Below are 14,060 nucleotides of genomic sequence, written 5' to 3'. Positions count from 1 at the left end.
TGATCGAGTTAATCCTGCTAGTCCGAGGCCTGCATGTCTTTTGATCTATCCGCGCGCCTCGCTGCCCGCCGTGCCGAACACCTTTACCGTCAGCGGCCACTGCTGCAGAGCCCCCAAGGCCCTGAAGTGGTGGTCGACGGCCAACCGTTGCTCGCCTTCTGCAATAACGACTACCTGGGCCTGGCCAATCATCCTCAAGTGATCGAAGCCTGGCGTGCCGGTGCGTCCCGTTGGGGCGTGGGCGGTGGCGCATCGCATTTGGTGGTCGGGCACGCCACGCCGCACCATGAACTGGAAGAGGCCCTGGCTGACCTGACCGGTCGCCCCCGTGCGCTGCTGTTTACCACGGGCTACATGGCCAATATGGGCGCAGTCACGGCGCTGGTGGGGCAGGGCGATACGGTGCTGCAAGACCGTCTCAATCACGCGTCCTTGCTGGATGCGGGCTTGCTGTCCGGTGCGCGGTTCAATCGCTACCTGCATAACGACGCCGCCAGCCTGGCCAAGCGCCTGGAGAAAGCCACCGGTAATACGTTGGTGGTCACCGATGGCGTGTTCAGCATGGACGGCGATTTGGCCGACTTGCCCGCGCTGGCCCGTGAAGCCAAGGCCAAAGGCGCCTGGCTGATGGTGGACGACGCCCATGGTTTCGGCCCGTTGGGGGCCAACGGCGCAGGGATCGTCGAGCATTTTGGCTTGAGTCAGGAAGACGTGCCGGTACTGGTCGGCACCCTGGGCAAAGCCTTCGGCACCGCCGGCGCGTTTGTGGCGGGCAGTGAAGAATTGATCGAAAGCCTGATCCAGTTCGCCCGGCCGTATATCTACACCACCAGCCAACCACCCGCGTTGGCCTGCGCCACGTTGAAAAGCCTGGAGCTGCTGCGCACCGAGCATTGGCGGCGTGAGCACCTCAATGGGCTGATCCGCCAGTTCCGACAGGGCGCCGAGCAGCTCGGCCTGGACTTGATGGACAGCTTTACGCCGATCCAACCGATCCTGATTGGCGACAGCGCCAGAGCCGTGCGTTTGTCCCAGATGCTGCGCGAGCGCGGCTTGATGGTCACCGCGATCCGACCACCAACGGTACCCGTCGGCAGCGCCCGTTTGCGCGTGACATTGACGGCGGCCCACAGCGAGGCGCAGGTGCAGCTATTGTTAAACGCATTGGAAGAGTGTTTCCGCTTGCTAGGCGCCCTGGAGCCCGACCATGCGTGATCGACTGATATTGCTGCCCGGCTGGGGCCTCGGCGTATCGCCGCTGGAACCTTTGGCCGCCGCATTGCAAGGGCTGGACGAACACCTGCACGTACAGATCGAGCCGTTGCCGGTGCTGGACTCCAGCGATCTCGGCGAATGGCTGGATGAACTCGACGCCACATTGCCGGATAACGCCTGGCTCGGCGGCTGGTCCCTGGGCGGCATGCTGGCTTCGGAATTGGCGGCGCGACGTGGCGAACGGTGCTGCGGGTTGCTGACCCTGGCGAGCAATCCATGTTTTGTCGCCCACGAGGGTTGGCCGAGTGCGATGCCTGCGCAGACGTTCGATTCCTTCCTCGCCGGCTGCCACGCCGATTCCCAGGTCACCCTCAAGCGCTTCGGACTGTTGTGCGCCAAAGGTGCTGAAGACCCTCGCGGGCTGGCGCGTTTGTTGGTCAGCGGCGCGCCGCAGACGCTGTCCGGCGCGTTGATGACCGGTCTTGAACTGCTTGCGCAATTGGACACCCGCGAAGCCTTGCTGGCCTATCGCGGCCCGCAGTTGCATCTGTTTGCCGGTATGGACGGGTTGGTGCCTGCCGAAGCCGCCAGCGACCTGCTGACGCTGCTCCCCGATGTTGAAATCGGTCTGATTGAACAGGCCGGTCACGCTTTTCTTCTGGAGGATCCCCACGGAGTAGCGGGGGCCATCCAGGCTTTTTTGCATGAGTGCGTTGATGACTGATTTATCCCACCCCCCTCTGCCGGGTGCCTTGCCGGACAAGCGCCAGGTAGCGGCGTCATTTTCCCGTGCGGCGGCCAGTTACGACAGCGTCGCCGAGCTGCAGCGAGCGGTGGGGCATGAACTGCTGTCGCGCCTGCCGTTAGCGTGCGCGCCACGACGTTGGCTGGATATGGGATGCGGCACTGGGTATTTCAGTCGCGTGCTGGGTGAGTTATTGCCGGCCAGCGAGGGCGTGGCGCTGGATATCGCTGAGGGCATGCTCAACCATGCGCGGCCTTTAGGCGGCGCGGCGCATTTCATCGCGGGAGATGCCGAGCGTTTGCCCGTGCACGATGCAAGCTGCGGGCTGATCTTCTCCAGCCTTGCGGTGCAATGGTGTGCCAACTTCGATGCAGTGCTCAGCGAGGCACATCGCGTGCTGCAACCGGGCGGGGTATTGGCCTTTGCCAGTTTGTGTGTGGGTACATTGGACGAACTGCGCGAAAGCTGGCGCGCCGCCGATGGCCTGGTGCACGTCAATCGCTTCCGTACCTTCGAGGCTTACCAACAACTGTGTGCGGCCAGCGGCCTGCGTGTGGTCAGCCTGGAGCGCCAGCCCCATGTGCTGCATTACCCGGATGTGCGCAGTCTGACCCATGAATTGAAGGCTCTTGGTGCACACAATCTCAACCCCGGACGCCCCGGAGGGCTGACGGGCCGTGCGCGGATTGTTGCACTGGTCGAGGCTTATGAGCGATTCCGCCAGTCCCAAGGCCTGCCGGCGACTTATCAAGTGGTGTACGCCGTACTGGAGAAACCTCTATGAACGCCGCTTATTTCATTACGGGCACCGACACCGACGTCGGTAAGACCACCATCGCCGCCGGCCTCCTGCATGCAGCCGGCCAAGCCGGCAAAAGCACCGCCGCTGGTAAACCTGTCGCCTCCGGTTGCGCAGTAACCCCCGAGGGCCTGCGCAATGCCGATGCATTGGCGCTGCTGGCCGAATGTTCATTGCCGTTGAGTTATGCCGAGGTCAATCCGGTGGCTTTCGAGCCCGCCATCGCCCCGCACTTGGCAGCAAGGGAGGCGGGGGTTTCGCTGACGGTGCAATCGCTGCTCAAGCCCATGCAGCAGATTCTGGCGCGGCAAGCGGATTTCACCTTGATCGAGGGCGCAGGTGGCTGGCGCGTGCCGTTGGCTGACCAGGCCAATCTGTCGGACCTGGCCATCGGGCTCAAACTGCCGGTGATCTTGGTGGTAGGCGTGCGCCTGGGCTGTATCAGCCATGCTTTGCTCACCGCCGAAGCCATCGCAAGGGATGGTCTGTCGCTGGCGGGCTGGGTGGCGAACATCATCGACCCCAAGACCTCCCGTCTGGAAGAAAACCTCGCCACCCTGGCCGAACGGCTACCTGCTCCGTGCCTGGGTCGAGTGCCGAAACTCAAGCACGCCAGCGCCGAAGCCGTGGCGCAATACTTACAGTTGGACTTGCTTGACTGATTTTGGCTATCGCTAAGGCATTATGCCATTAGTGTTTTTGACGGGCGTTTTGCCAGGTTCTCTGCTTCAATCAGCATTCACGATTCTCTAAAGGCAGGCTTACGCCATGGAAATCTCTGGAAGCAGCGCGTTTTATTCGGGCCTGAACACCATTCAGTCCGGGCAGAGCCGTGTCGACCAGGCCGCTGGCAAGATCGCCAGCGCAGCCACCAGCCAACCTTCCGATGCCCAGAATGATCGCTTGCAGGCGATCAACCGTGGCCAGCCGACCGATTCTGCCAGCAATATGGTGGAACTGGCAGAAGGCAAGTTTCAGGTGGAGCTGGGCGTCAAAGTCGCCAAGGCTTCCGACGAAATGCTCGGCACCTTGATCGACACCTACGCCTGATCTGCTGGCGCTCGAAATGTGAGAGGGGCTCGTCCCCCTCCCACATTTGTCCTGTTTTATTCTGATCCCTCTCTACACTCTCCCCGATGTGGCATCTCGCCTCAGGCCTTGTTGCGCCTGGGTTGACGTGCGTCATGACAGACGGCATCTGCCCGACGCTTGACATCCCCAGGTCGTAAACGTATGTTTCAAACACCTGTTTGACCGCCACAACAAATCCACGCGGTTGTTCATTCCAGCTACATCAGCAGAGGTTTATCGCTATGCCTGACTACAAGGCCCCCTTGCGTGATATTCGCTTCGTTCGTGACGAACTGCTCGGTTATGAAGCGCACTATCAGAGTCTGCCGGCTTGCCAGGACGCTACTCCGGACATGGTCGACGCCATCCTTGAAGAAGGCGCCAAGTTCTGTGAACAAGTGCTGGCACCGTTGAACCGCGTGGGCGACATCGAAGGGTGCACCTGGAGTGAGTCAGGCGTTAAGACGCCGACGGGTTTCAAAGAAGCCTACAAACAATTCGTCGAAGGCGGCTGGCCTAGCCTGGCCCACGACGTGGAGCACGGCGGCCAAGGCCTGCCGGAATCCCTGGGTCTGGCCGTGAGCGAAATGGTCGGCGAAGCCAACTGGTCGTGGGGCATGTACCCAGGCCTGTCCCATGGTGCGATGAACACCATCTCCGAGCACGGCACCCCCGAGCAGCAAGAGGCCTACCTGACCAAGCTGGTATCGGGCGAATGGACCGGCACCATGTGCCTGACCGAGCCACACTGCGGCACCGACCTGGGCATGCTGCGCACCAAGGCCGAGCCTCAGGCCGACGGCTCCTACAAAGTCTCCGGTACCAAGATCTTCATCTCGGCCGGTGAACACGACATGGCCGACAACATCGTCCACATCGTATTGGCCCGCCTGCCGGACGCACCGGCCGGCACTAAAGGCATCTCGCTGTTTATCGTGCCCAAGTTCATGCCTAACGCCGACGGTTCGGTGGGTGAGCGCAACGCGGTGACCTGTGGTTCCCTGGAACACAAGATGGGTATCCACGGCAACGCCACCTGCGTGATGAACTTCGACGCGGCCACCGGTTTCCTGATCGGCCCGGCGAACAAAGGCCTGAACTGCATGTTCACCTTTATGAACACCGCTCGCCTGGGCACTGCGCTGCAAGGCCTGGCCCATGCCGAGATCGGCTTCCAGGGCGGCCTGAAATACGCCCGCGATCGCCTGCAAATGCGCTCCCTCACCGGCCCCAAAGCACCGGACAAGGCCGCTGACCCGATCATCGTGCACCCAGACGTGCGTCGCATGTTGCTGACCATGAAAGCCTTCGCCGAAGGCAATCGCGCAATGGTGTACTTCACGGCCAAGCAAGTGGATATCGTCAAGTACGGCACCGATGACGAAGCCAAGAAACAGGCCGATGGCCTGCTGGCTTTCATGACGCCAATCGCCAAGGCATTCATGACCGAAGTTGGTTTTGAATCGGCCAACCATGGCGTGCAGATCTACGGCGGTCACGGCTTCATCGCCGAGTGGGGCATGGAGCAGAACGTTCGCGACAGCCGCATTTCGATGCTGTACGAAGGCACCACCGGTATCCAGGCGCTGGACTTGCTCGGCCGTAAAGTGCTGATGACCCAAGGCGAGGCGCTCAAGGGCTTCACCAAGATCGTGCACAAGTTCTGCCAGGCCAATGAAGGTAACGCGGCCGTTCAGGAGTTCGTTACACCGCTGGCTGCACTGAACAAAGAGTGGGGCGAGTTGACCATGAAGGTCGGCATGGCCGCGATGAAAGACCGTGAGGAAGTCGGTGCCGCTTCGGTGGATTACCTGATGTATTCCGGTTACGCCTGCCTGGCTTACTTCTGGGCCGACATGGCACGCCTGGCGGCCGAAAAACTGGCTGCCGGCACGACCGAAGAGGCGTTCTACACCGCCAAGTTGCAGACTGCGCGCTTCTACTTCCAACGCATTCTGCCGCGTACTTTGGCGCACAAAGCCACCATGCTGTCGGGCGCCAACAACCTGATGGACATGAAAGAGGAAGACTTCGGCCTGGCTTACTAAGCCTCACCGGGTTTGCCTGAACCGCCGCTTCCCTTGGAAGCGGCGGTTTTTTATGGGCGATAAAAAACACAGCGCAGCGCTCAGGGATTGTCGCCGCCTGCCGTTACAGTGATGGCAATGTGATACGTGACAGGCAGGGTGTGCTTAACTGTCCGCGCTAAGGCACATAGCCATCATTTTTGCGGGTCGGAGTTCTACCCTTGTCACGCGTGTCCGCTGTTCGTTTCAGTCATTTCCTCCCTTCGTTGCTGCTCTTGCTGGCCGGGCTCTCGGCTGCGTACGTCAAGGACCTCAACGTCTTCTTCACGTCACTGTTCAATGTGTTGCCAACCTTGGTGCTGTTGCTCGGCGGTTCGTACTGCGCTGTGTATCGGCGCCAGCGTGAGCTGTTTTTGATGATCACGGTGTACATCGCCTACTTCCTGCTCGATACCCAGACCGATTTCTATCGCGACAACGGCCGCGTGCGCGAAGACGCTGCCGTGGTGTTTCATCTGTGTTGCCTGCTGTTGCCGCTGCTGTTCAGCATCTACGCGCTGTGGCAGGAGAAAACCCATCTGTTCCGCGACTTCGTGGCCCGTTGCGCTGTGGTACTGGCGATAGGCAGCGTGGCGCTGGCCCTGGAGCAAAGTTATCCCCAAGCGGTGTTGAACTGGCTGGCGGAGATCCGCTGGCCGGCGCTGCACGGGACCTGGATGAGCCTGATCCAGTTGTCGTACCCGATGTTCCTGATCGGTTTTCTCACCCTCGCCGCCCAATACTGGTACCAGCCGCGCCCGCTGCACGCGGCGCAATTGGTGGGGTTGCTGGGGCTGTTCTGGATGCTGCCGAAAACTTTCATCCTGCCGTTCACCCTGAACATCATGTGCAGCCAGGTGATGTTGATGATCGCGGCCGGCGTGGCCCATGAGGCCTATCAAATGGCGTTCCGCGACGAGCTGACCGGCCTGCCGGGACGCCGCGCCCTCAACGAGCGCATGCAGCGGCTGGGGCGCAACTATGTGTTGGCGATGACCGACGTCGACCACTTCAAACGGTTCAATGACACCCATGGTCACGATGTGGGTGACCAAGTGCTGCGCCTGGTGGCGAGCAAGTTGTCCAAGGTCAATGGCGGTGGACGCGCCTACCGCTACGGCGGTGAAGAGTTCGCCGTGGTGTTTGCCGGCAAAACCCTGGATGAGTGCATGCCGCACCTAGAGGAAATCCGCGAAATTATCGCCAGCTATGACATTAAGCTGCGCAACGCGGACCGTCCCCAGGATGATCAACAAGGCCGTCAGCGCCGGGCGGGCAGCGGCGCGACGAGTGTGTCGGTGACGGTCAGTATCGGCGTGGCCGAACGCCAGGCCGAGCAGCGCAGCTCCGAAGAAGTCCTCAAGTCCGCCGACCAGGCGCTGTATGCGGCCAAGGGCGCCGGGCGTAACTGCGTGATCGCCGCCGGGCAGACGCGCCGTGGCGCGGTGCGTATGGACAGCGCTGCCGGTTAAGTAATGGCGGTGTATTCAGCGGTTCTACAGTGATTGTTTGCGACGCTGGCCAGCAGTAGGTTGAGACCATCTGCTGCCGGAGACATGACCATGCCTGAGTACAAAGCTCCCCTGCGCGACATGCGCTTTCTGATCGACAACGTATTTGATTTCCACGGTCACTACGCCGCGCTGGGCGCAACCGACGCCAGCCCGGACATGGTCAGCGCTATCCTCGAAGAGGGCGCCAAATTCTGCGAGAACGTGCTCTCGCCCCTCAACCGCAGCGGTGATGAAGAGGGCTGCCATTTCGACAATGGCGTCGTGACCACGCCCAAGGGCTTCAAGGAAGCCTTCGCCCAATACGTCGAAGGCGGTTGGCACGGTGTGGCGGCGGATCCGGCTTACGGCGGCCAGGGCTTGCCGCAATCGTTGGGCCTGGTGCTCAGCGAGATGATCGGCTCCAGCAACACCTCATGGGGCATGTATCCGGGCCTGACTCACGGCGCGATGTCGGCGATCCACGCCCACGGGACGGAAGAGCAGAAGGCCACGTTCCTGGGCAAACTTACCGCAGGCGAATGGACCGGCACCATGTGCCTCACCGAAGCCCATTGCGGCACCGACCTGGGCCTGATCAAGACCCGCGCCGTGCCCCAGGCCGATGGCAGCTATGCGATCACCGGCAGCAAGATCTTCATCTCGGCCGGTGAGCATGACATGAGCGCCAACATCATCCACCTAGTGTTGGCCAAACTGCCGGATGCACCCGCGGGCACCAAAGGTATCTCGCTGTTTATCGTGCCCAAGTTCCACGCTGACTCCGGCGAACGCAACGCGGTGCACTGCGGCTCCATCGAGCACAAGATGGGCATCAAGGCTTCGGCCACCTGCGTGCTGAACTTCGACGGCGCCAAGGGCTTTTTGATTGGAGAGGCCAACAAAGGCCTCAATTGCATGTTCACCATGATGAACCACGCGCGGCTGGGTACCGGCATGCAGGGCCTGTGCAACGGCGAGGCGAGCTTCCAGGGCGCGATCAAATACGCCAACGACCGCCTGCAAATGCGCTCCCTGACTGGCGCCAAGGCGCCGAACAAAGCCGCCGACCCGATCATCGTGCACCCCGATGTGCGTCGTATGCTGCTGACCATGAAAGCCTTCAACGAAGGCAATCGCGCGCTGACCTACTTCACCGCGCAATTACTCGACACTGCACACCTGAGCAGCGATGCCGCTCAACGCCAGGAAGCCGAAGACCTGCTGGCGTTCCTCACGCCGATCTGCAAAGCCTTTATGACCGACACCGGGCTGGAAGTGACCAACCACGGCATGCAGGTATTTGGCGGCCATGGCTATATCCGTGAATGGGGCATGGAGCAGTTGGCTCGCGATGCGCGGATTGCGCCGATCTATGAAGGCACCAACGGCATTCAGGCACTCGACCTGCTGGGGCGCAAGGTGCTGGGCAGCCAGGGCAAGTTGCTGCGCGGGTTTACCAAGATTGTGCATAAGTTCTGCGCCGCGAATGCCGAACATCCGCAGTTCAAGGCCTATGTGGCGCAGCTCAATCAGTTGAACCAGGAGTGGGGCGAGTTGACCACCCAGGTCGGCATGGCCGCGATGAAAAATCCCGACGAAGTGGGCGCCGCTGCCGTGGATTACTTGATGTACAGCGGTTACATCGTCCTTGCCTACCTGTGGCTGCGCATGGCGATCGCGGCGCAGGCCCATGACGATGTCGAGTTTGCCAAGGCCAAGCTGGCCACGTGCGAGTTCTACTTCAAGCGTCTGCTGCCGCGTACCACAACCCACCGCGCCGCTGTGCAAGCGGGCAGCGAATGCCTGATGAGTCTGCCAGCGGAGGCATTTGCACTGTAGTGACTTAAAAATACCAATCAGTCACAAGTGGACCCTATGTGTCTGAAAAGTTGTTCGGGTACACTCGGAGCCTGTAAAACCGATCCTATCGAATCACTTTTCCCGTTCTCACGAGGTTTGCCATGGCTGATTACAAAGCGCCGCTGCGTGATATGCGCTTCGTCCTCAACGAAGTTTTTGAGGTCGCCAATACATGGGCCCAATTGCCGGCATTGGCAGACAGCGTTGACGCCGAAACTGTCGAGGCGATCCTCGAGGAAGCCGGCAAAGTCACCGCCAAATCCATCGCCCCGCTGAGTCGCGGTGGCGATGAGCAAGGCTGCCGCTGGGATAACACCGCGGTGTTTACCCCGGACGGTTATCCACAGGCCTACAAAACCTACGCTGAAGGCGGCTGGGTCGGCGTCGGCGGCGATCCGGTGTTTGGCGGTATGGGCATGCCCAAGGCGGTGTCGGCCCAGGTTGAAGAGATGATCAACTCGTCGAGCCTGGCGTTTGGCCTGTATCCGATGTTGACGTCTGGCGCGTGCGTATCGATCAACACCCATGCCAGCGAAGAGCTCAAGGCTGCCTACCTGCCGAAGATGTATTCCGGTGAATGGGCCGGTTCCATGTGCCTGACAGAGGCCCATGCCGGCACAGACTTGGGGATTATCCGGACCAAGGCCGAGCCTCAGACGGACGGCTCCTACAAAATCAGCGGGACCAAGATCTTTATCACCGGTGGCGAGCACGACCTCACCGAAAACATTATCCATCTGGTCTTGGCCAAGCTACCGGATGCGCCGGCCGGGCCTAAGGGGATCTCGCTGTTCCTGGTGCCAAAGTTCATGGTCAATGCCGACGGCAGCCTCGGCGCGCGCAACCTGGTGAGCTGTGGTTCCATTGAACACAAGATGGGTATCCAGGCGTCCGCTACTTGCGTGATGAACTTCGACGAAGCCGTGGGTTACCTGGTGGGCGAGCCTAACCGTGGGCTGGCGGCGATGTTCACCATGATGAACTACGAGCGTCTGGGTGTGGGTATCCAGGGTCTCGCATCCGGCGAGCGTTCCTATCAAAACGCAATTGAATATGCGCGTGATCGTCTGCAAAGCCGCTCACCGACAGGCGCTCAGGCGAAAGACAAAGCCGCTGACCCGATCATCGTCCATCCGGACGTGCGCCGCATGCTGCTGACCATGAAAGCTGCGAACGAAGGCGGCCGCGCGTTCTCCACCTACGTGGCAACGCAGCTGGATATCGCAAAGTTCAGCGAAGACGCCGCAGCCCGTGAGCGTGCGGATAACCTGGTGGCATTGCTGACGCCGGTGGCCAAAGCGTTCCTCAGCGACCTGGGCCTGGAAACCACGGTGCTCGGCCAGCAGGTGTTTGGTGGCCACGGCTACATCCGCGAGTGGGGCCAAGAGCAACTAGTGCGTGATGTGCGCATCACCCAGATCTACGAAGGCACCAACGGCATTCAGGCCCTGGACTTGATGGGGCGCAAGATCGTGGGCAGCGGCGGGGCGTTCTACACCTTGTTTGCCGACGAGATCCGCCAGTTCATTGCTCACTCGAACGCCGACCTGGCTGAGTTCACCAAACCGCTGAGTGCGGCGGTGGACAACCTCGATGAGTTGACGGCCTGGGTGCTGGATCGCGCCAAGACCAACCCGAACGAAATCGGTGCGGCCTCAGTGGAGTATTTGCATGCGTTTGGATACATGGCCTACGCCTACATGTGGGCGCGTATGGCCAAGGCCGCGTTGGGCAAAGAGGCTGAAGAAGACTTCTACGCCAGCAAGCTGGGGACCGCGCGCTTCTACTTTGCGCGCCTGCTGCCGCGTATTCACTCGCTGAGTGCATCGGTAAAGGCCGGTAGCGAATCACTGTTTTTGATGGATGAGGCACTGTTTTAAGGGGGGCGAGGGCGTGTAAGCATTCTCTTACATGACGTGCTGCTATTCGTCCTCTATCGCCAAATTGGATCCACGGATAATCTACTTCACATGGACGTCGCGCAGGAAGCGCAAAGAAACAACACGGACACGTAGGATTCTGCCAGGACGGCGGAGTGAAATGGATGTCAGGGAAACAGTCTGCAAAGCCCCGCTTCGGCGGGGTTTTCTTTTGCCCGCGAAAAAGTCAGGCCGGCGCCTGCGGGGCATTCATCACGTCTTCAAGCAAGGTGCGCAGCAGTGCCACTGTTGCTTGCTGGCGCTGCACGTCACGGCACACCAAGCCTACTTTCAGCGGCACCCTCGGTTCACTCAAGGGTTTCCACAGCAGCATCTGGCTGTTGTGTTCGTCCTGGGAGCGCCCCGGCAGCACCGTTGCCAGTTTGGTATGGGGCAGGCTGTCGAGAATCCCCACCATGGTGTTGAGCTCAGCCTGGACTTGTGGCCGTCGCCCAAGGTTGGCGAGTTGGCCCTGCCAGATCTGCCTGATTTGAAACTCTTCCCCCAGCAACAACATCGGCAACTCGGCCGCCTGTTTCAGCGAGACTTTCTTGAATTCGCGCAGGGGATGATCGTCCGGAATGACCACTTTCAACTCATCTTCATACAGCAGCACGCCATGTAATCCCGGCTGACGGGGTGGCAGGTAACTGATGCCGATGTCCAGCGAACCATTGAGCAGCCGCCGTTCAATCTCAAGCCCGGTCAATTCGTAAATCTGCACCACCAGATGCGGCTGGGCCTTGCGTACGCGCTCAAGCATCTGCGGCACCAGGCTGGTGTGCACGGTTTGCAGCACGCCGATAGCCAAGGTGCGCAGGGCCTGGCCCTTGAAGTTGCGCAGCGCTTCGACGGCTTGCTGCATGCCATCTATCAACGGCAACGCGTGGTTGTACAGCGTGTGAGCGGCCAGGGTTGGCAGTAGACGTTTGCTGCTGCGCTCGAACAGGCTCACATCCAGGTTCTGCTCCAGTTGGCGAATCTGTTGCGACAACGCTGGTTGGGAAATCGACAGACGTTCGGCGGCACGGCCTACATGGCCCTCTTCATACACCGCGACGAAATAACGCAGTTGCTTGAAATCCATAAGTCTTTCTTATCGAAAAAGCTGAAAAATCGAAATGGCTGTTAGCCCTTTAGGCGCCTAGTCTAGCGCCTATTCGCAGGGCTTACAGGGCCAGATCAGGCAATGAACAGTGTTTGTGTTGATAGCGTTTACATAGGCAACTCAAAAAATTCACAGGCAGTCTTCGCGACTTGCTCGGTTGCTATCGGGGGGGATCTGTGAACTTGTTCTCTATTCGCCGCCCCGCGCCTAGCCTGGACGATTTGGTCTTGGATACGCAGCACGATGATCCGTCCAGCGAATCCTTGATGCCCACGGTGGCGAGGCCGCCGCAAGTCTTCGTGCGTGGCCAAGGTTCCTGGTTGTGGGACAGCGACGACCGCGCTTACCTGGACTTCAGCCAAGGCAATGGCGCCAATAGCCTCGGCCATAGCCCCCAGGTGTTGATCAAAGCGCTGAGTGACCAGACCCAAGCGTTGATCAACCCCGGCGTGGGTCTGCATAACCGTGCCCAACTCAACCTCGTCGACCGTTTGTGTCACCGTACCGGCAGCGACCAGGCTTACCTGCTCAACAGTGGCGCGGAAGCCTGTGAAGCGGCGATCAAGCTGGCGCGCAAATGGGGTCAGCTGCATCGGGGTGGCGCGTACCGCATCATCAGTGCCAGCAACGGTTGCCATGGCCGCAGTTTCGCGGCGCTGGCTGCATCGGCCGGTACTTTGGAAAACCGTTTCGAACCGCAATTGCCTGGTTTCAGCCATGTGCCTTTCAACGACCTGCCGGCGCTGCACGCTGCTGTCGATGCTCAAACCGTAGCCATCATGCTCGAACCGATCCAGGGTGCCGGCGTAACCCCTGCGACGGAGCGCTACCTCAAGGGCGTTGAGCGCTTGTGCCGTGAACTGGGGATCCTGCTGATCCTTGACGAAGTGCAGACAGGCCTCGGTCGTTACGGCACGTTGCTGGCCGAACAACAGTACGGTGTACGCGCCGACATCATCACCCTTGGCAAAGGTCTGGGCGGCGGCGTGCCCCTGGCGGCGCTGCTGGCACGTGGTAAGGCGTGTTGTTTCGAAGTAGGTGAATTGGAAGGCACTCATCACGGCAATGCGTTGATGGCGTCAGCCGGCGCGGCGGTGCTCGATACGGTGCTGGAGCATGGCTTTCTTGAGCATGTGCGCGAGTCCGGCCTTTATCTTGGCGAAGGCCTCACCCGTCTGGCCTATCGCTACGACCACGGCCAACTGCGCGGCCAGGGCCTGATGTGGGGGCTGACGTTGTCGGATGATTCTGCCGATGCTGTAGTAAGCGCCGCACTGCAAGAAGGCCTGATCCTCAACGCCCCGCAACCTGACTGCCTACGCTTCACGCCAGCGCTGACGGTGAGCAAAAGCAACATTGACGAAATGCTCCTACGCCTCGCTCGCGCGTTCTCCCGCGTGCGTACCGCACAGCTGCAATGCCGCAAGGGCATCGCTGTTTAATCCCATTTTTCTGAACCGTCTCGCGGTATACGCGGCGCCTCCAGCCTGATTCTTTTGGCTGGGGGCGTTTTTTTGCCTGCTCGTTACAGGATGGCTCAATGCCAGAATTCACTGAACCCTCACGAATGGCAAAGGTCGATTAGCTACACGGCTCGCACGAGCCGATTTTTTGGAGCTGACCCATGGACATCATTCGTATCATCATCGCCATTCTGCTGCCGCCACTGGGTGTGTTTCTGCAAGTAGGCTTCGGCGGCGCGTTCTGGCTGAATATTCTGCTGACGTTGTGCGGTTACTTCCCTGGGATCATCCACGCGGTGTACATCATCGCCAAGCGCTGAG

12 protein-coding genes are annotated in these 14,060 nt (G+C 60.4%); 11 read left to right on the top strand and 1 reads right to left on the bottom strand.

Going from position 1 to position 14,060, the window contains the following annotated elements; translation table 11 throughout:
* The first annotated feature begins 33 nt into the window (after window positions 1-33).
* The 9 genes from bioF to BW43_RS26785 all read left to right on the top strand — a co-directional run bounded on the left by bioF (window position 34) and on the right by BW43_RS26785 (window position 11,129).
* A complete protein-coding gene (bioF, locus tag BW43_RS26745) occupies window positions 34-1,215 on the top strand; it encodes an 8-amino-7-oxononanoate synthase (protein ID WP_032883921.1) in 1,182 nt (393 codons plus the stop codon).
* Complete coding sequence (locus BW43_RS26750; protein WP_032883920.1) at window positions 1,208-1,939, top strand: alpha/beta fold hydrolase; 732 nt, start codon at window positions 1,208-1,210, stop codon at window positions 1,937-1,939. The genes bioF and BW43_RS26750 overlap by 8 nt, the downstream gene beginning before the upstream one ends.
* Window positions 1,932-2,744, top strand: coding sequence for a malonyl-ACP O-methyltransferase BioC (bioC, locus tag BW43_RS26755; RefSeq protein ID WP_032883919.1), 813 nt, complete (start codon window positions 1,932-1,934; stop codon window positions 2,742-2,744). Before BW43_RS26750 ends, bioC begins: the two co-directional genes overlap by 8 nt.
* Window positions 2,741-3,421, top strand: a complete 681-nt coding sequence (bioD, locus tag BW43_RS26760) for a dethiobiotin synthase (protein ID WP_032883918.1) — start codon at window positions 2,741-2,743, stop codon at window positions 3,419-3,421. Before bioC ends, bioD begins: the two co-directional genes overlap by 4 nt.
* Window positions 3,422-3,527: 106 nt before the next feature.
* On the top strand, window positions 3,528-3,809 hold the full coding sequence (locus tag BW43_RS26765; protein WP_032883917.1) for a hypothetical protein: 282 nt from the start codon (window positions 3,528-3,530) through the stop codon (window positions 3,807-3,809).
* A 263-nt stretch (window positions 3,810-4,072) separates the two neighbouring features.
* Window positions 4,073-5,878 (top strand): phenylacyl-CoA dehydrogenase, encoded by a 1,806-nt coding sequence (locus BW43_RS26770; RefSeq protein WP_032883916.1) that lies wholly within the window; start codon window positions 4,073-4,075, stop codon window positions 5,876-5,878.
* Window positions 5,879-6,078: 200 nt separating this feature from the next.
* Entirely contained in the window at window positions 6,079-7,368 is a 1,290-nt protein-coding gene (locus tag BW43_RS26775) for a diguanylate cyclase (protein WP_032883914.1), read from the top strand.
* A 90-nt stretch (window positions 7,369-7,458) separates the two neighbouring features.
* Complete coding sequence (locus BW43_RS26780) at window positions 7,459-9,228, top strand: acyl-CoA dehydrogenase C-terminal domain-containing protein (RefSeq protein ID WP_032883912.1); 1,770 nt, start codon at window positions 7,459-7,461, stop codon at window positions 9,226-9,228.
* Window positions 9,229-9,350: 122 nt separating this feature from the next.
* Entirely contained in the window at window positions 9,351-11,129 is a 1,779-nt protein-coding gene (locus BW43_RS26785; protein ID WP_032883911.1) for an acyl-CoA dehydrogenase C-terminal domain-containing protein, read from the top strand.
* A gap of 226 nt (window positions 11,130-11,355) precedes the next feature.
* Here BW43_RS26785 and BW43_RS26790 read toward each other — a convergent pair whose 3' ends face one another.
* The gene (locus BW43_RS26790; RefSeq protein WP_032883909.1) at window positions 11,356-12,255 is read right to left on the bottom strand and encodes a LysR family transcriptional regulator; all 900 of its coding nucleotides are present in this window, start codon (window positions 12,253-12,255) and stop codon (window positions 11,356-11,358) included.
* A 197-nt stretch (window positions 12,256-12,452) separates the two neighbouring features.
* Here BW43_RS26790 and BW43_RS26795 point away from each other — a divergent pair, with 197 nt between their 5' ends.
* Complete coding sequence (locus BW43_RS26795) at window positions 12,453-13,718, top strand: aspartate aminotransferase family protein (protein WP_032883908.1); 1,266 nt, start codon at window positions 12,453-12,455, stop codon at window positions 13,716-13,718.
* Window positions 13,719-13,900: 182 nt separating this feature from the next.
* Entirely contained in the window at window positions 13,901-14,059 is a 159-nt protein-coding gene (locus tag BW43_RS28025) for a YqaE/Pmp3 family membrane protein (protein ID WP_003194776.1), read from the top strand.
* Window position 14,060: the final 1 nt, after the last annotated feature.

The organism is Pseudomonas sp. RIT357 (assembly GCF_000632245.1).
Lineage (GTDB): Bacteria > Pseudomonadota > Gammaproteobacteria > Pseudomonadales > Pseudomonadaceae > Aquipseudomonas > Aquipseudomonas sivasensis.
The sequence above is the reverse complement of the archived record's forward strand: the minus strand, read 5'-3'. Positions and strand labels throughout refer to the sequence as shown.